General features: G+C 71.4%; 15 protein-coding genes and 1 pseudogene. 5 read left to right on the top strand and 11 right to left on the bottom strand.

Features of this window, described 5'->3' with window-relative positions:
- Positions 1–395 precede the first annotated feature (395 nt).
- The 3 genes from ACGF4C_RS31195 (at position 396) to ACGF4C_RS31185 (ending at position 3813) form a co-directional block, all read left to right on the top strand.
- The gene (locus ACGF4C_RS31195) at positions 396–707 is read left to right on the top strand and encodes a hypothetical protein (protein WP_393570721.1); all 312 of its coding nucleotides are present in this window, start codon (positions 396–398) and stop codon (positions 705–707) included.
- A gap of 579 nt (positions 708–1286) precedes the next feature.
- Positions 1287–1559 (top strand): DUF6406 domain-containing protein, encoded by a 273-nt coding sequence (locus ACGF4C_RS31190; protein WP_393570719.1) that lies wholly within the window; start codon positions 1287–1289, stop codon positions 1557–1559.
- 58 nt (positions 1560–1617) lie between these two features.
- Positions 1618–3813, top strand: coding sequence for an SUKH-4 family immunity protein (locus ACGF4C_RS31185; protein WP_393570716.1), 2196 nt, complete (start codon positions 1618–1620; stop codon positions 3811–3813).
- A 6-nt stretch (positions 3814–3819) separates the two neighbouring features.
- On the opposite strand, the gene ACGF4C_RS31180 is transcribed toward ACGF4C_RS31185, so the two are convergent.
- The gene (locus tag ACGF4C_RS31180; protein ID WP_393570842.1) at positions 3820–4317 is read right to left on the bottom strand and encodes a hypothetical protein; all 498 of its coding nucleotides are present in this window, start codon (positions 4315–4317) and stop codon (positions 3820–3822) included.
- A 74-nt stretch (positions 4318–4391) separates the two neighbouring features.
- Here ACGF4C_RS31180 and ACGF4C_RS31175 point away from each other — a divergent pair.
- Positions 4392–4508, top strand: a pseudogene (locus ACGF4C_RS31175) (3-hydroxyacyl-CoA dehydrogenase family protein); the annotation flags it as partial.
- Here ACGF4C_RS31175 and ACGF4C_RS31170 read toward each other — a convergent pair.
- The 8 genes from ACGF4C_RS31170 to infC all read right to left on the bottom strand — a co-directional run bounded on the left by ACGF4C_RS31170 (position 4496) and on the right by infC (position 13543).
- Entirely contained in the window at positions 4496–5755 is a 1260-nt protein-coding gene (locus tag ACGF4C_RS31170) for a PP2C family protein-serine/threonine phosphatase (protein ID WP_393570714.1), read from the bottom strand. The pseudogene ACGF4C_RS31175 and the gene ACGF4C_RS31170 sit on opposite strands and share 13 nt — an antisense overlap.
- 199 nt (positions 5756–5954) lie before the next feature.
- Complete coding sequence (gene pheT, locus ACGF4C_RS31165; RefSeq protein ID WP_393570712.1) at positions 5955–8480, bottom strand: phenylalanine--tRNA ligase subunit beta; 2526 nt, start codon at positions 8478–8480, stop codon at positions 5955–5957.
- Positions 8480–9604, bottom strand: a complete 1125-nt coding sequence (gene pheS / locus ACGF4C_RS31160) for a phenylalanine--tRNA ligase subunit alpha (protein ID WP_393570710.1) — start codon at positions 9602–9604, stop codon at positions 8480–8482. Before pheS ends, pheT begins: the two co-directional genes overlap by 1 nt.
- Positions 9605–9799: 195 nt before the next feature.
- A complete protein-coding gene (locus ACGF4C_RS31155; protein WP_393570708.1) occupies positions 9800–10960 on the bottom strand; it encodes an ATP-binding protein in 1161 nt (386 codons plus the stop codon).
- Positions 10961–11043: 83 nt separating this feature from the next.
- Positions 11044–11898 carry an RNA methyltransferase gene (locus ACGF4C_RS31150; RefSeq protein ID WP_030808716.1) on the bottom strand — a complete coding sequence of 285 codons (855 nt, stop codon included), beginning with the start codon at positions 11896–11898 and terminating at the stop codon, positions 11044–11046.
- 151 nt (positions 11899–12049) lie between these two features.
- Positions 12050–12433 carry a 50S ribosomal protein L20 gene (rplT, locus tag ACGF4C_RS31145; protein ID WP_030413047.1) on the bottom strand — a complete coding sequence of 128 codons (384 nt, stop codon included), beginning with the start codon at positions 12431–12433 and terminating at the stop codon, positions 12050–12052.
- A gap of 104 nt (positions 12434–12537) precedes the next feature.
- Positions 12538–12732 carry a 50S ribosomal protein L35 gene (gene rpmI / locus ACGF4C_RS31140; protein WP_016576627.1) on the bottom strand — a complete coding sequence of 65 codons (195 nt, stop codon included), beginning with the start codon at positions 12730–12732 and terminating at the stop codon, positions 12538–12540.
- A 124-nt stretch (positions 12733–12856) separates the two neighbouring features.
- Positions 12857–13543, bottom strand: coding sequence for a translation initiation factor IF-3 (infC, locus tag ACGF4C_RS31135; protein ID WP_078866077.1), 687 nt, complete (start codon positions 13541–13543; stop codon positions 12857–12859).
- A gap of 334 nt (positions 13544–13877) precedes the next feature.
- Between infC and ACGF4C_RS31130 the strand changes: the two genes are divergently transcribed.
- The gene (locus tag ACGF4C_RS31130; protein WP_261952476.1) at positions 13878–14276 is read left to right on the top strand and encodes a DUF1844 domain-containing protein; all 399 of its coding nucleotides are present in this window, start codon (positions 13878–13880) and stop codon (positions 14274–14276) included.
- A 156-nt stretch (positions 14277–14432) separates the two neighbouring features.
- On the opposite strand, the gene ACGF4C_RS31125 is transcribed toward ACGF4C_RS31130, so the two are convergent.
- Together ACGF4C_RS31125 and ACGF4C_RS31120 are read right to left on the bottom strand one after the other, a co-directional pair.
- Positions 14433–15203, bottom strand: coding sequence for an MIP family channel protein (locus ACGF4C_RS31125; RefSeq protein WP_393570704.1), 771 nt, complete (start codon positions 15201–15203; stop codon positions 14433–14435).
- A gap of 126 nt (positions 15204–15329) precedes the next feature.
- Complete coding sequence (locus ACGF4C_RS31120; protein ID WP_393570702.1) at positions 15330–16061, bottom strand: SseB family protein; 732 nt, start codon at positions 16059–16061, stop codon at positions 15330–15332.
- Between the last annotated feature and the right edge of the window lie 326 nt (positions 16062–16387).

Genomic DNA, 16387 nt, shown 5'->3' with positions numbered 1-16387 from the left:
TCGACGACTCCGAGCTGGTGGACGTCGCGCAGACCCCAGAGCAGGCGCGCGGTCCACAAGGCGCTGCGCGCTCTGGTCAAACCACCACCATGTGAGCGGAACGCCCCAGTAGAGGGCCCAGGGCATCCTGTCGGGACGTATGGGAATGACCGACGCCCTCAAGAACGGGCGCGCCGAGCACGACGGTCCTTCGACCAACCTGGTCACGGGGCCGAAGAAGCGGGGGCGGGGTGCACACCGGGGTCGAGCCCGGGGCCGGATGCGGACCAAGGGGCCGTGCCCACGGAGGCTCGGGCCGTCGTCAAGAGCAAGGACTGCCCGGCGCCTCAAGCCCGAGTTCACCCGCATGTCCGCGCCTGGCCCACAGGCGACCCTTCACTGACAGGAGAGAGTCCGTGTCGCATCCCGACGCGCCGGAACCGGTACAGCCCATCCCCGCCACTGCCGAAGATGCCTTGACTGCCGCTCGCGCCCGATTCGAAGTACTGGATCTGGAAGGAAACCCGGCGCCGTTGCACGTGGCGGAGTTCGACATCGGCTTCCTCGTCCACGCCGTCATACCCCCACCGCCGCCCGGCACTCAGGCGCCGTTGGGTGGTAGTCACATGGTGATCTCCAAAAGCGACGGAGCCGTCACCTATGTCCCCAACTTTCCGCCGGACTCCGCCATCGAGCTGTACCGCAGCCTCCGCCGGCCCAATGGCTAGGCGTTCTGCCCACGGCGCCGACCACCAACCCGACCGATAGCGAACGCACACCTTCGGCAGACCCCGCGAACGTCAACTCCCTGATGAAAAAGGGGACTCGGACAACGGGACTGCGGACAACGGAACATCCGCGCCGTCGGACTCGCAGCGCTCACACCGCAACGTTCCGCAGAAGGACACCGAACTCGCGGGCGCGGGACGGACCCCGCGCCCCACCACCGCCGCCACGGGGCGAGCGAGCAGGCCGACGCGCCGAACCCATCCGACGGCGAGCCTCGCGAGGGCTCCCCCGACTCGGACAACCAGCCGGAAAAGCGAGGCCGGTTCAAGCAGCTCTGGCAGTCCCTGACCCAGTCCGGTCCGGCCGAGCCCTCCGAGATCACCACTGAGGTGGACCAGCCGCCGCACTTCGGCAACCACAAGAAGCTGACGGAGTTCCAGCCCGACCGTTACGGCACCCCGCAACAAGGGCCTGATTCAGTTGCGCAATCCGCACAACATGAAAGATCCCCAGCCGCTGACCATAAAGGAATTCATGAAGTATTGCAGCAACCAGTACGCTTCTTTGGGGGATGATAAGTGAGTAGAGCCGACACGATTCACCTCTGGCAGGGGATTCAGCGGCACATCGAGAACGCGAGGTTCTCGGTCAGCGATATCTACAGGGAGTCCGACGCCCTGGTCAGGGTTCGGCTCGTGACCGTCGCCACCGAAGAGCAGATTCACATCCTCCGCATTGGTGAGACCTTCCCCGTGGGCAGCGAGACATGGCAGCTGGCCGATTTGACGGGTTGGCCGAGCGAGGACGACTGGACCGTGACGCTGCGCCGCGTCGCGGCTGCCCCAGCCTGATTCCGCCACCGCCCACCACCCGTAGGGTCGAGGAGTCATCGCGCAACTGAGGAGAACCATGCCCGAGCCAACCACCGACACCCCCGGGATCCCCGAGGAAGAGGTCGCCGGTCGCGTCGGCGCATGGTGGCGTGCGGGTGGACTCGGCGGCCAAGTGGCCTTTCTTGTCCCTCCGGTCGGCCATGACGCCTCGGCCGTCATGCGGGAGATACCCGAGCACGTGCCCGGCAGTGTTGTCGTCGACGCGACCGGTCTCACCGCCGAGCAGGTCATGCAGCAGGCCCTCACGGCGCTCGGAGTCGACCTGTCCGCGGATGAGCGGGACGACTGGCGTTTCGCGCTCGGCGCCTGGCCCGAGGAGCGGTTGCTGCTGGTCGTCAACGCCCATCGTGCCGGGCCGACCCGGCGGTCGTACGAGCCCGAGCGGCTGGTGACCCAGACCCTTCCGTGGCTGGCGCGTGGCAAGTTGGCCGTGCTGGTCCATGGGGCTCCCGAGCTGCTGCCGGCCCGCGTCGATCCCAGGGCGGTGTTCCGGCTGTCCGCGGCGGCCGTCGAGCCGCTGCCGGCGGTAACGGAGTCCGTTGCCGTGCGGGCGTTGGCGCTGGCCGAGCCTCGCCTCGTACCCCTTCCCGTCTGGGCCCAACTTGTCGCCGGATGGAGCGGTGCAGCGGTATCTGAGGAGGAACTCGCGGATATCGCAGCGGAACGGTCCGACGTTCTCCAACTCGGGCCGCTCGGGGCTTCCTTCGTCGACGAGGCCGTCGCCGAAGCCGTGCGCCGCGAGATCGCTCCCGCCGAACTCGCCCGTGTCAATGGGCATGTGGTCGCTTGGCTCATTCGCTCGGCCCCGGATTTCCGCCACCCCGAAGGGTGGGCCAGGCGCGGTGCCGTCGGCCTGTACGCCGCCACCGGGCTCGCCATGCACGCCGTACAGGCGGGCAGGTACGAGGAAGTTCTTCGTGACGGACGTGTCATCGCCCATCTGCCGCAATCGGCGCTCATGGACGCGGCACGAAGCATCACCTTCCTCATCCCCGGAAACACGGCCGCCGCCGACGCCCTTCATCTGTGGGCGTGGGGAGTCACGCCACAGCACCAGACGGAGTGGGCCTCGTGGCTGCACCTGATGGCCGTCTCGCGCGACGATCACGCATTCGCGTCGGGTGTGACCTCCTCAGGCGTTGCACTGCCCTGGCGAGTCACATGGGCACATTGGCGCCCGCCGGGCGGATATCACGCACGTTTTCTCCAGGCCGGAAGGTTCGCCGCGACGGCGGTTGTGCGATGGCGAGGGCGAGCCGCCATCGCCGGTTTGCAGCGGCGGACGGTGGACGGGGCACAGCAGCCGTATGTCTCGATCTGGGACGTGGAGACGGGAGACCGTGTCGCGGGACCTTGGGAGAACAACGAGATTCCGGAGGAGGATCGGGCGGATCTCGCCTGGCCCGACTCACCCGGGGACGGCTCCGCATCACCTGAGCTTGTCCAGGAGTTGTTCGCCTTGTCGTCCCCCCGCCGAAGTGACCGCGCTTTTGTGCTGCCCTGCGAGCCACTGCCCGTGGGTGAAGTCGTCGTCTTCGGCGGTGATGCGGGACTGATCGCCCTTCAGCCAGCGCGAGGCGTGGACGTCTCCGATTTCGGCGCGCGACAGCAGCCCCTGAGTGGGGATTACGCGGACGCGGGCCTGAGCAGTCCGCTTGGTGCGCCGGCTCCGAGTCGCGAGGACCTCATCGATCTGTTCGGCGAGGACAATATCTTTCCCATCGAGGCCGAGGATCTCCCGGATGGCCTCACCCACGGGGCGACGCGCGAACTGCTCCTGGAGTTCGGGCTGCCGTACATGTGGAACGAAGGAGGCATGGGAATCTTCCCCTGCGGGGACTGGGAGTCCGGTGTTCTCGACGAACTGCCCTCCTGGCCCGAAGGGATCGAACCCGTTGCCGAAACGGGTCCCTTCTTTCAGATCGGCAGGTGGATGGGCGCCAAGCTCGTCATCGACGGCCCCACCGGACACATCCTGCGCGTCCCGACCGGGCCCGACCAGGAGTATCTCGCCGGTCTTCCCGCCGCGCACAGCCTCGACAACTTCCTCACCATGGTGGCGCTGTGGGTCACCGGGCTGCGCACCCGGAGCATTCTGCCCCCGGGCGCCGAACGGAGGCAGCTCCCTTACTGGGTCCTCGGGAAGCTGGCCGATGTCGAGGAGCAGGGCGGCGAACAGCCTGCCTGGTCATACGTACTCCACAACGAGTGACGCCGATCAGTCGGAGAGGCGGGCGACGAGACGCCTCAGCTCGGCGACGGCGGAGGCGAGCGGGGTCAGCAGGTGCACGGGCAGGCCGTCGTCCTCGGCGAGCGCGCGTCGAGCGTCAGGCTCGGTCGTGAACGGCAGCTCCGGGGCACCGAATCGGGGATCGAGCAGCGCCTCGGCCTGCCGCACAAGCCCTTCGTGATCGGCCCACTCGGGTGCGTCGAGGTCGATGATCTGGGCCACGCCGGGCGGCAGGCCCTCGGCGAGCTCGACGGCGAACTCCCGGGGCACGTCGGCGAGAAGGCGTACGGACTCGACGGCGGCGAGGGGCTTCAGCGCGTCCCGCACCACGCGCGCGGGCTCACCCGTCCCTCGCACCGGACCGGCCCGATCCACATCCGGCACGACGATCGTCACCGGCCGTCCGGACAGTGCGAGTTGACCGATTTCAGGGAAGATGTCGACGGTGCGGGTCGCGTGAGGGGCTGGCGCGCCGGCAGCCGGCATCGCACCCCCATCCTGCCCTGTCAGGCCCCGAACGGACCCGGAAACCGCAGGTCAGCGCGGTAGTCGCCCGCATTGTAAGCATGTACGAGGAGTACAAGGAGCCGCTCTACGCCGCTCCCCCGCTGCTCCAGCGCATGATGGACGCGGGCCGGCTGGGCCGGAAGAGCGGTGAGGGAATCTACCCGTACTGAGTCCGAGCCCCGGTGGTGAACCCCGTCTCCCACGGCGCATGTACTCCCGTGCCGGGGGTCGGTACGGCCGGGTCGTGGTCCGTGCCGTCCGCGCAGAGCAGTACGAACGCGACGTCGTCCGACAGTTGCCCGCCCGCGTGGCGCAGCAGCGCCTTCCGTACGTCGTCCACCACTCCGGCCGGTGCGGGGCCGGGCGTTCCGGCGGTCGTTGCCACGCTGCGGTAGAGGCGCTGCGCCAGGGGGAAGAACTCCCCGGCCCGGTCCCGGGCCTCCACCGCACCGTCGGTGTGCAGGAAGAGCCCCTCCCCGGGCCGCAGTCGTCCGCAGCGCACCGGCGCCGCGTCGGCCGGGAGCGGGAACAGCCCGAGCGGCGGCATCGGCTCTCCCGGGGCGAGCGGCGCCACCGGGTCCACCGCCCGCCACACGAGGCGGTACGGCCACGGGTGCCCGCAGTTGAGCGCCGTCATCGAGCCGTCCGGGGCGATCTGCACCAGCAGCAGCGTCACGAACTCCTCCCCGGCCGGGCTCGCCGCACCGCCGTCCGCCGGGTCGGCGCGGCGCGCCCGCTCTCCGAGATGCCGCTGGTGCGCCCGCTCCAACCGCCGCAGCACACCGGCGAGTTCGGGCTCGTCGTGGGCGGCCTCGCGGAAGCTGCCGAGCATCGCCCCGACCGTGCCTATGGCCGCGAGGCCGTGCCCGCGGACGTCGCCGATCACCGCCCGGACGCCGTACCGGGTGCCGACGACCTCGTAGAGGTCCCCGCCCACCACCGCGCCCTCGCTCGCGGAGAGGTGGTCGGCCGCCAGGACCAGCCCGCCGATCCGCGGCGGCAGCGGCCGCAGCAGGACCCGCTGGGCGGCCGTGGCGACCTCGCGGGTGCGCTCCAGCTCCCGCAGCAGCCGCTTCCTGCGGCCGGCCGTCAGATAGCTGGCGCCGACCACCGCGAGGACCGCTCCGCAGGTCATCACCCGGGTACCCGGGCCGGGGCCGGCGTCGCCCGCGCCGAAGGGCACCAGGGCGGTCAGTGCGCACACCCCGCCGAGCAGGACGCACTGCCGGCGGCCGGTGCCCGCACAGGCGATGGCCGGCGCCGCGGCGAGGAGTTGCAGCAGCCGGCCGCCGGACGGCTCGCAGAGCTCCCAGGTGACCACGCCCAGGACCCAGAGGCCGGGCAGCACGAGGACGAGACCGCGCCGGGCACGGCTCGCCCCGTCGCGTGCGCCTGTCCTCGCCCAGGCTCGGATCATGCCGATGGTCCCCCCAGCCGGTGGTCTGGCTCGACCGGATCGATTCTCGCGACGTTCCGTATCCGTTCCACGACGAAACGTACATCACCACCCGATTGGGTGATGGTGTATGGATCGGATCGTCGACAAAACGGCGCGGCACGCGAAGAGGGCGTGGACGGCCGTGCCGTCCACGCCCTCCACCGGGCTCGTGCGCGGGTCAGCCGCGCAGCACCGCTCCGGTCCGCTCCACGGCCGACGCCACCGCCGCGTCCCGGGCGGCCGACGCCTCCTCCGCGGTCAGCGTGCGGTCCGCGGCGCGGAAGCGCAGCGCGTACGCCAGCGACTTCTTGCCGGCCCCGAGCTGCTCACCGGTGAAGATGTCGAACAGCCGCAGCGCCTCCAGGAGTTCACCGGCCCCGTCGCGCAGCGCGGCCTCGACGTCCGCCGCCGGGACGGTGTCGTCGACGACGAGCGCCACGTCCTGGGTGGCGACCGGGAACGAGGAGATCGAGGGCGCCTTCAGCGGACCGGCACCGGCCCGCTCCAGACGGTCCAGGTCGATCTCCATCGCGCAGGTGCGCTCGGGCAGGGACAGCGTCTTGATGACCCGCGGGTGCAGCTCACCGGCGTTGCCGACGAGCACCTCCTCGCCGTCGACGACGGCGAGGAGCGCCGCGCACCGGCCCGGGTGGAACGGCGCGTGCTGGTCCTGACGGATGATCAGCTCGACGCCCGCCTCACGGGCGACCGTACGGCCGGCCTCGATGGCGTCCGCCCAGTCGGACGGACGGCCGCCGCCCCACCAGCCGGGCTGCTCACGGTGGCCGGCGAGGACCACGGCGGCGCGCCGCGGCTGCTGCGGCAGCGAGGCGTCCAGCGAGGCGATCTCGTCGTCGGTCGGCCGGCGGTCGACGACCAGCCGGCTGGCCGGCTTCTCGTCACCGCTCGCCCGGAAGACCGGACCGGTCTCGAAGAGCGCGAGGTCGTGCGTGCCCCGGCCGTAGTTGCGGCGGAGCGCGCCCAGCAGCCCGGGGATGAGCGTCGTGCGGAGGTCGGGCTCCTCGTCGGAGAGCGGGTTGACGAGGGTGACCGCCGAGCGGCGCGGGTCGTCCGGCTCGATGCCGAGCTGGTCGAGGACGTGCGAGCCGGTGAACGGGTAGTTCAGCGCCTCGACGTAGCCCGCACCGGCCAGCGCCCGGCCGACCCGGCGGTGCAGCCGCTGACGCTCCGTCAGGCCACGGCCGGCCGGCGGCTTCGGCAGGGTGGAGGGCAGGTTCTCGTAGCCCTCCAGGCGGATGACCTCTTCGGCCAGGTCGTTGGGGTCGGAGAGGTCCGGCCGCCAGGACGGCACGGTGACGACCAGCTCGTCCTGGCCATAAACATCGCAGCCGACCTGCTGGAGGCGGCGGACGACGGTCTCCCGGCCGTAGGTGACACCGGCGACCTTGTCCGGGTGGTTCGCCGGGATGGTGATCGTGCGCGGCCCGCGGGGCGAGACGACCTCGGTGACGCCTTCCCCGGCGGTGCCGCCGGCGAGCAGCACCAGCAGGTCGACGGTGCGCTGCGCCGCCGCCGACGCCGCCTCCGGGTCCACCCCGCGCTCGAAGCGCTTGGCCGCCTCGGAGGACAGCTTGTGCCGGCGCGCCGTACGGGCGATGGCGATCGCGTCGAAGTGCGCGGCCTCGATCACGACGTCGGTGGTGCCGCGCAGCTCACCGGTCTCCGGGTCGGTGACCGGGGCGGCGATCTCGGTGTTGGCGCCGCCCATGACACCGGCGAGCCCGATGGGACCGCGGTTGTCGGTGATGACCAGGTCCCCGGCGTCCAGCGCGCGCTTGGTGCCGTCCAGGGTGGTCAGCTTCTCGCCGGGGGTGGCACGGCGGACGCCGATCGGGCCGTCGACCGTGGTGCGGTCGTAGGCGTGCAGCGGCTGGCCGAGCTCCAGCATCACGTAGTTGGTGATGTCGACGGCGAGCGAGATCGGGCGCATGCCGGCCTTCTGCAGCCGGCGCTGCATCCACAGCGGGGTGCGGGCGCCGGGCTCCAGGCCGGTGACCGTCCGCGCGGTGAAGCGGTCGCAGCCGATCGGGTCGGCGACCTGGACCGGGTAGCCGGCGGCGTTCGGCGGCGGGACGTCCAGCAGCGCCGGGTCGCGCAGCGGCAGCCCGTAGGCGGTGGCGGTCTCGCGGGCCACGCCGCGCATCGACAGGCAGTAGCCGCGGTCCGGGGTGACGGCGATGTCCAGCACCTCGTCGACGAGCTCCAGCAGCTCGATGGCGTCGGTGCCGACCTCGTACTCCGGCGGCAGCACGATGATGCCGTGCGTACCGTCGTCGCCCATGCCGAGCTCGTCGCCGGAGCAGATCATGCCGTGCGACTTCTTGCCGTAGGTCTTGCGCGCGGCGATCTTGAAGCCGCCGGGCAGCTCGGCGCCGGGGAGGACGACCACGACCTTGTCGCCGACGGCGAAGTTACGGGCGCCGCAGACGATCTCCTGGGGCTCGCCGGTGCCGTTGGCCCGGCCGACGTCCACCGTGCAGAAGCGGATCGGCTTCTTGAAGCCCTCCAGCTCCTCGATGGTCAGCACCTGGCCGACGACGAGCGGGCCCTTGAGGTCGGCGCCGAGGCGCTCGACGGTCTCGACCTCCAGGCCGACCGCGATGAGCTTTTCCTGTACGTCCCGGCCGGTCTCCGTCGCCGGCAGGTCGACGTACTCCCGCAGCCAAGAAAGCGGGACCCGCATCAGATCTCCATCCCGAACGGCCGGGTGAACCGGACGTCGCCCTCGAACATGTCGCGCATGTCTTCCACGTTGTGCCGGAACATCAGCATCCGGTCGATTCCGAACCCGAAGGCGAAGCCGCTGTACTTCTCCGGGTCGACGCCGCAGGCGATGAGCACCTTGGGATTGACCATCCCGCAGCCGCCCAGCTCGATCCAGCCCTCGCTGGAGCACGTACGGCACGGCCGGTCGGGGTTGCCCACGGACTCGCCACGGCAGACGTAGCAGACCATGTCCATCTCGGCGGACGGCTCGGTGAACGGGAAGTAGTTCGGCCGCAGCCGGGTCTTCATGTCGGGGCCGAACAGCGCCCGGACCATGTGGTCGAGGGTGCCCTTGAGGTCGGCCATGGTCAGGCCCTCGTCGACGGCGAGCAGCTCGATCTGGTGGAAGACCGGGGAGTGCGTGGCGTCCAGCTCGTCGGTGCGGTAGACCCGCCCCGGGCAGACGACGTAGACCGGCGGCTCGCGGTCGACCAGCGTGCGGGCCTGGACCGGCGAGGTGTGGGTGCGCAGCACGACACCGGACTCATCGCCCTTGGTTCCGTTGGCCTTGACGAAGAAGGTGTCCTGCATCTGGCGCGCCGGGTGGTCCGGCACGAAGTTCAGGGCGTCGAAGTTGAACCACTCCGCCTCGACCTCGGGGCCCTCGGCGATCTCGTAGCCCATCGCGACGAAGACGTCCGCGACCCGCTCCATGAACGTGGTGAGCGGGTGCCGGGCGCCGGCCGGGACGCGGTCGTAGGGCAGCGTGACATCCACCGCCTCCTCGATCAGCACCCGCGCGTCGCGCTCCGCCTCCAGCTCCTCCTGGCGGGCCTTGAGCGCCTGGTTGACGCGGCCACGGGCCTGGCCGACGCGCTTGCCGGCGTCCGCCTTGGCGTGCGGCGGCAGGGCGCCGATCTCCCGGTTGGCGAGGGCGAGCGGCGAGCGGTCGCCGGCGTGGGCGACCTTCACCTCGCGCAGCTGCTCCAGATCGGCCGCGGCGGCGACGGCGGCCAGCGCCTCGTCCAGCCGGGCGGCGATCTCTTCCGGTTTCAGGGCTTCGACCTCGACAGGGTCGTACGACTTATTGGGTGCGGACATCTCTTCCCGTGCTTCCGGTGGACTGGCTTGGCTTGGCTCGCTTCGCCTCGGCTCTTCGATCACATGGGTCGTATGGCCGAGCCCGCGCTGCGCCCGCGATGCCTGTGCGCCAAAGGTGCCAAAGGTCAAGTCTAAGGGGGACGGGTGGCGCGGCCGGCCCGAGCCCCTGCGGGGCGCCCGCCGCGTCCGTTCCTCCTAGCTCATGAAGGCCGGCGTCGCGACGGGCAGGCTGAATCGGAACTGGGCGCCGCCGGCCGGGGCCCGGCCGACCGTGATCGTGCCGCCGTGGGCCTCGACGATGCCCTTGACGATGTAGAGGCCCAGGCCGGTGCCACCGCGCTTGCTGCCCCGCCAGAAGCGGGTGAACACGCGGCTCATCGACTCCTCCGGGATGCCGGGGCCCTCGTCGCTCACGGTGACGCTCGTCCCTTCCGTACTGGTGGCGTCCGTTGCCGGTCCGACCTCGATGGTGACCGTTCCCTCGCCGTGGCGCACCGCATTTTCCAGGAGGTTGCCGAGCACCTGGTCCACCTTGTCCGGGTCCGCCCACAGATCGGGCAGTGGTTCCCGCATCCGGATCAGGAAGCGGTCCGGCCGCTGGCCCGCGGTGGTCTGCGCCTGGACGTGCCGGCGCACCGCGGCGATCATGTCGACCCGCTGCCGGCGCACCTCCAGCCGCCCGGAGTCGATCCGGGAGATGTCCAGCAGTTCGGCGATCAGCCGGGTGACGCGGTTGGCGTCGGCGTCCACCGTCTCCAGCATCAGCCGCTTCTGGTCGTCGGTGAAGCGTTCCCACTTCTGGAGGAGGGTGGCGGTGAAGCCCTTGACGGAGGTCAGGGGCGAGCGGAGCTCGTGGGCGACGGTGGCGATGAGTTCGGCGTGGCTGAGCTCGGTGCGGCGCCGGGCCTCGGTGCCGCGCAGCGCGATCACCAGCCGCTCGACCGGCCCGCCCGGCCGGCCGCGGACGTAGCGGGCGGAGACCAGCACCTCGCGGCCGCCGAGCAAGAGGTTGCGCTCGGGCTGGCCGCGGCGGATGGCCAGCCCGTCGTAGGGGTCGGTCAGCCGCCACCAGCGGCGGCCCTCGATGTCCTGGAGCGGCAGGGCCTCCTCCAGGGGGCGGCCGAGCGCGTCCTCGGGGGCGAGGCCGGTGATCCTGGCGGCCGCGGCGTTGAAGCAGCTGACCCGGCCGGCCGCGTCGGCGACCACCAAGCCGTCCGGAAGGTCGTCGGGGTCGAGCCCGAGCCCGTTGTCCGGGGCGGTGGACGCCACCACGCGGGCCGGCGGTGGCCTGCCGGCCGGCCCCTCCGACGGGTCGCGGTCGGCGCGTGCTGTGCTGCCGGAAGTCCTCACACTCATCCCCGTTACCCCCTTCCGGGCCTCCGGGCACGCAAGACTACTAGTTCGCCTCCGGTGCGCCGGGTCGTTCCCGTGCACGCCCCTCAGGCGGGTGACGCGGAGCGGCAGCCACCGGGGCCGCGCTGGGCACGGGCCGAGGCGTAGAGGCAGACCGCGGCGGCGGTGGCGAGGTTGAGGCTCTCGGCCTTGCCGTGGATGGGGACGCGTACGACGGCGTCGGCGAGTGCCCGGGTCTCCTCGGGCAGGCCCCACGCCTCGTTGCCGAAGACCCAGGCGGTGGGCCCGCCCATGGACCCGGTGTCCAGCTCGGCGTCCAGGTCCCGGTCACCCGCGCCGTCCGCGGCGAGGATCCGCGCGCCGGCGCCCTTGAGGCCGGACACCACCTGCTCGACCGGTACGCCGACCGCGACCGGAAGGTGGAAGAGGGAACCGACCGACGCCCGTACGGACTTGGGGTTGTACAGGTCGACGGAGGCGTCGGTGAGCACCACGGCGTCCGCGCCGGCGGCGTCCGCGCAGCGCAGCACCGTACCGGCGTTGCCGGGGTCGCGGACGTGGGCGAGCACCGCGACCAGCTTCGGGCGGGCGGCGAGGATCTCCTCGAACGGCGAGTCGAGGAAGCGGCAGACACCGAGCAGGCCCTGCGGGGTGACCGTCTGGGAGATGTCCCCGATGGTCCGGTCGTCGGCGAGGTGCACCCGAACCCCGGCCGCGCGGGCCGCCCCGACGATCTCGTGGTGCCGCTCGGCGGCCTCGACGGTGGCGAACAGCTCGATGAGCGTGGCGGCGCCGTCCGTGCGGTGCGCGATGGCCTCCCGTACGGCCTGCGGGCCCTCGGCGATGAACCGGCGCTCCTTGCCGCGGAAGGCGCGGCGGGCCAGCCGCCGGGCGGCGGTGACGCGCGGGGAACGCGGGGAGATCAGCTCGGGGGTGCCCATGGGCGGCGGCTCGCTTCTGTGGTTCGGGGCGGGACCGGACCGGGCGGACCGGGCCGGAAAAGCGGCGGACCCGCAGGCCCGGGGCCTGCGGGTCCGATCACGACGGTGTCACGACCGCGTCGGTCGTCACGCCAGGTCGTCAGGCTGGTGTTCAGGCAGCCTTCGGGGCGTTGACGTCGCTCGGCAGGGCCTTCTGGGCCACCTCGACGAGCGCGGCGAACGCGTTGCTGTCGTTGACCGCGAGGTCGGCCAGGATCTTGCGGTCCACCTCGATGTTGGCGGCCTTCAGACCCTGGATGAAGCGGTTGTAGGTCATGCCGTTGGCGCGGGCAGCGGCGTTGATGCGCTGGATCCACAGCTGACGGAAGTCGCCCTTGCGCTTCTTGCGGTCGTTGTAGTTGTAGACGAGGGAGTGGGTGACCTGCTCCTTCGCCTTGCGGTACAGGCGGGAGCGCTGGCCGCGGTAGCCGCTGGCCTGCTCGAGGATCGCCCGGCGCTTCTTGTGGGCGTTGACTGCCCGCTTGACGCGTGCCACTTGTTAACTCCTTGTAGCGGGGCCGTGGTTGTCGTCACACAGCCCGAATCGATTGAGTCCCGGTCCGAGTCGCGCACCCCGCTCGGTCAGCGGGGCGCGGTGACTCACTTGCCGAGAAGCTTCTTGATCTTCGCGGCGTCGCCCGGGGCCATCTCGGCGTTGCCGGTGAGGCGACGCGTCACGCGGGACGACTTGTGCTCGAGCAGGTGGCGCTTGCCGGCGCGCTCGCGCAGCACCTTGCCGGAGCCGGTGACCTTGAAGCGCTTGCTGGCACCGCTGTGCGTCTTGTTCTTCGGCATGCGCCGTTCTCTCCTCGTCAGTGGCGCTCCCACCGGCACGGGCCGGCTGGCGGGAGCGTCAGATGTATCGGTTGGTGTCCGGGGCGGGTTGCCCCGGCATGAATCCGGGGCTCTCGCCCATGGATCACGCCTCGGCGGGCTCCCCGGCGGGCTCCTCCGCGGGAGCACCACCCTGGCGCTCCGCCTTGCGGGCGGCCTGCGCCTCACGGGCCTCGGCCATCGCCTCGGTCTTCTTCTTGTGCGGACCGAGGACCATGATCATGTTGCGGCCGTCCTGCTTCGGGTTCGACTCGATGAAGCCGAGCTCCTGGACGTCCTCCGCGAGCCGCTGCAGCAGTCGGAAGCCCAGCTCGGGGCGGGACTGCTCGCGACCACGGAACATGATCGTGATCTTGACCTTGTCACCCTGCTTGAGGAACCGGACGACGTGACCCTTCTTGGTGTCGTAGTCGTGCGGGTCGATCTTCGGCCGGAGCTTCATCTCCTTGATGACCGTGTGCGCCTGGTTCTTGCGCGCCTCACGGGCCTTCATGGCCGACTCGTACTTGAACTTTCCGTAGTCCATGAGCTTGCAGACCGGCGGACGGGCGTTCGCCGCCACCTCGACCAGGTCGAGGTCGTACTCCTGCGCAAGCTCCAGGGCCTTGGCAAGCGGCACAATGCCGACCTGCTCGCCACTGGGACCGACGAGTCGCACCTCGGGGACGCGAATCCGGTCGTTGATGCGGGGCTCGGCGCTGATGGATCCTCCTCGGTAGCACCACGCGACGGCCTGGCGGACTGCCGCGTAACGTCTGTTCGGTGTGACCAACCGCGCCGGTACATGAAAAATGCCCCGGACGGGACACAGGCGGGGCTCCACATAGATCTGGAGCACCGCCGCGAAGTCTCCGCGGGGCGCAGCCGGACCGTTGACCCGCCAACCTGAGGTCGGCCGGGTGGGAGATCGGAGCCTCCACTTGTGGGCCGGTCACATGCGTGTCCGGCCGGTCGGAACACCAGAATACACGAGTCAAGCCCTGGCCCCCACTCGTACGCCGCTCCGCGGGCGCCGCCCGTCAAGGGTGACGGTCCCGGACGCCGGGCCCGCGGAAGGGGGCCATAGGCTGGGGCCGACCCCTCTTTCAGGAAGAAGCCCTTAAGACATGAGTGACCAGACCCCGCAGCCGTCCGACGCGCCCGAGCCGTCCGGCGCCCCGCACGCGGCGAGCCCCGACTTCGATGCCATGACCCGGGACATCGCGGACGTCCCGGCGGTCGAGGTGATCACCACGGTCGCGGTGCATCTGATGAGCTCGGCGGCGGTCAACCTGGGGCTCGCCGAGGGCGGCGAGACGCACAAGGACCTCGACGAGGCGCGCAAGCTCATCCAGGCGCTGGCCGGTCTGGTCACCGCCAGCGCCACCGAGATCGGCTCGTACCACGCGGCGCCGCTGCGGGACGGTCTGAAGTCGCTGCAGCTGGCCTTCCGCGAGGCCTCGGTCGTCCCGGACGAGCCGGGTCAGGGCCCCGGGGAGAAGTTCACCGGGCCGGTCTACGGCTAGTCCGCACCCTGTGCACGCCTGTGCACTCCTTCGCACAAGACGACGAGCCCCGGCCGGTGCGGCCGGGGCTCGTGTGGTGAGGGTACGGGTTCGCCGGGCCCGTGACCTGTGGCCTGTGATCCGTGATCCGTGACCCGCGGCCCGCGGCCCGGGGGGTCAGACCCGTTCGCCGGGGCCGGTGGTCGGTTCATGGGGCGAGACCTGGTCGGCGACGAGCACCGGTTCCTGCGGCGGGTGGGTGACCTGGTGGACCACCGCGGCGATCGCGCCGCCGATCAGGGGGGCGACGATGAAGAGCCACAACTGGGTGATGGCGGCGCCGCCCGCGAACAGCGCCGGGCCGATGGAACGGGCCGGGTTCACGGAGGTGCCGTCCAGCGGGATGCCGATGAGGTGGACGGTGGCCAGTGCCAGACCGATCGGCAGGCCGTCGAAGCCGATCACGGCCACCCGGTGGGTGACCGCCAGGAAGACGAAGACGTAGAGGAAGGTCATCACCATCTCGGCGACGAAGGCACCGCCGAGGTTGAGGTGCACCGCCGAACGGTCGCCCCAGCCGTTCGTGCCGAAGGCCGCATGGGTCTGCAGGCCCGGGATCTGCTTGGCGACCAGGAAGAGCAGCGCGGCCCCCACGATGGCGCCGAGGATCTGGGCGATCCAGTACTCGACGGCCGTACGGAGGGTGATGCGGCGGGACAGCAGCATGCCCAGCGTCACCGCGGGGTTGAGGTGGCTGCCCGAGATCGGGCCGAGCGCGTAGGCCAGGGCCAGCATGGTGAAGCCGAAGGCCAGGGCGATGCCGAAGGTGCCGATGTACTCGCCGGCCAGCACCGCCGAGCCAACGGCGAAGAACACCAGGAGCAGCGTGCCGAGGAATTCCGACACGACCGTGCGGGTCACGACCGAGGGGGTCTCCGTTGTCTCCATGTGGGCTCTCCTCGCGGGGATCTTGAGCTCTCCTCGCATTGTGCGGCCCGGGAGGGGAACCCGCCCGTCGGCGATCTCCCCGGGCGGCCGTGGCACGGCCCGGGGAGGCCCCCGCCGCGGAGCCCGTCAGCGCTGGTAGAGCGGTTCCCCGGTGGTCGCCGCACCGGGCGGCAGGAGCGCCAGGTCCAGGCCCCGTACGAGCCGGGCGCGCAGGACCTCGTCGGCGGCCAGCGCCTGCGCCAGCCGCTGGGCGACCTCGGCGGTGGGGGCGTCGGCGGCCAGGCCCAGGGCGAGGGTCCCGTCGGTCTCCGTGGACGGCGCCAGCCGGGCGGTGAGGACGGCCGGCTCGGCGGCGAGGAGGGTGCGCAGGGCCTCGGTGACGGCCGGGTCGGCGAGCGGGTCGGCGGTCGTACGCCCCTCGGCGAGGGCGCGCAGGGCGGGCCCGGTGAGCTGGTAGGTGACCGGGCCCGCCAGGTCGATCACGACGGTGTCGGCCTTCTCGTGCGAGGCGGCCAGCAGCGCCTGCTGGAGCGGGACGGCCACCGGCCGGGCGTCCGGGCGCCAGCGGTGCAGGGTGTCCATGCTGGTGAAGGCGGGGAGGGCGCGCCGCCCGTCCGGGGCCTGGAGGGTGGGCACGGCCATGTCACTGGTCTTCTCGCGACGCAGGCCGTCGGGTCCCGTCTCGACCTCACCGAGGATCGCGACGACCGGCACGAGGAGGCGGGCGCCGGCCAGGGCGGTCAGCAGCGCGGGCTCGGTGGACCGGTCCTCCTGGTACGCCGCCAGAGCTGCGGCGAGGGCGGGATCGGCGGACCCGTCGTCGTCGGAAAAGGTCGACTCGGGAATGTTCTTCTGCACGTGCCCGAGCGTATCGGGGGCTCGGCGTACGTTTTCGGCTGGGCCGGGCGTGGTTGTTGCTCGCCGTTGCGCTTTGCGGCGCCCCGCACGTACCTGGCTTTCCCGCCGCGGGGCTTGTTCGCCGTTGCGCCTTGCGGCGCCCCCGCACGTGCCCGGCTTTCCCGCCGCGGGGCTTCTCGCCGTTGCGCTTTGCGGCGCCCCGCACGTACCTGGCTTTCCCGCCGCGGGGCTTCTCGCCGTTGCGCCTGCGGCGGGCTGGGTTTGTGGTGGGTGCGGTGACGGGCCTGCGGGGCCGGTGTTTGGGACTGCTGTCGCTTTACGTCCCA

The sequence above is a fragment of the Streptomyces sp. NPDC048197 genome, from assembly GCF_043202395.1.
In the GTDB taxonomy this organism is placed as follows: domain Bacteria; phylum Actinomycetota; class Actinomycetes; order Streptomycetales; family Streptomycetaceae; genus Streptomyces; species Streptomyces siderophoricus.
Note: the sequence above shows the minus strand (reverse complement) of the source record. Positions and strands in the feature narration are given on the sequence as shown.

Coding starts and splice junctions, on each gene's coding strand:
- pheT (WP_393570712.1), bottom strand. CDS start 8,480: ATGCGGGTCCCGCTTTCTTGGCTGCGGGAGTACGTCGACCTGCCGGCG.
- ACGF4C_RS31185 (WP_393570716.1), top strand. CDS start 1,618: ATGCCCGAGCCAACCACCGACACCCCCGGGATCCCCGAGGAAGAGGTC.
- ACGF4C_RS31130 (WP_261952476.1), top strand. CDS start 13,878: ATGAGTGACCAGACCCCGCAGCCGTCCGACGCGCCCGAGCCGTCCGGC.
- ACGF4C_RS31180 (WP_393570842.1), bottom strand. CDS start 4,317: ATGCCGGCTGCCGGCGCGCCAGCCCCTCACGCGACCCGCACCGTCGAC.
- pheS (WP_393570710.1), bottom strand. CDS start 9,604: ATGTCCGCACCCAATAAGTCGTACGACCCTGTCGAGGTCGAAGCCCTG.
- ACGF4C_RS31150 (WP_030808716.1), bottom strand. CDS start 11,898: ATGGGCACCCCCGAGCTGATCTCCCCGCGTTCCCCGCGCGTCACCGCC.
- ACGF4C_RS31155 (WP_393570708.1), bottom strand. CDS start 10,960: ATGAGTGTGAGGACTTCCGGCAGCACAGCACGCGCCGACCGCGACCCG.
- ACGF4C_RS31170 (WP_393570714.1), bottom strand. CDS start 5,755: ATGATCCGAGCCTGGGCGAGGACAGGCGCACGCGACGGGGCGAGCCGT.
- ACGF4C_RS31125 (WP_393570704.1), bottom strand. CDS start 15,203: ATGGAGACAACGGAGACCCCCTCGGTCGTGACCCGCACGGTCGTGTCG.
- rpmI (WP_016576627.1), bottom strand. CDS start 12,732: ATGCCGAAGAACAAGACGCACAGCGGTGCCAGCAAGCGCTTCAAGGTC.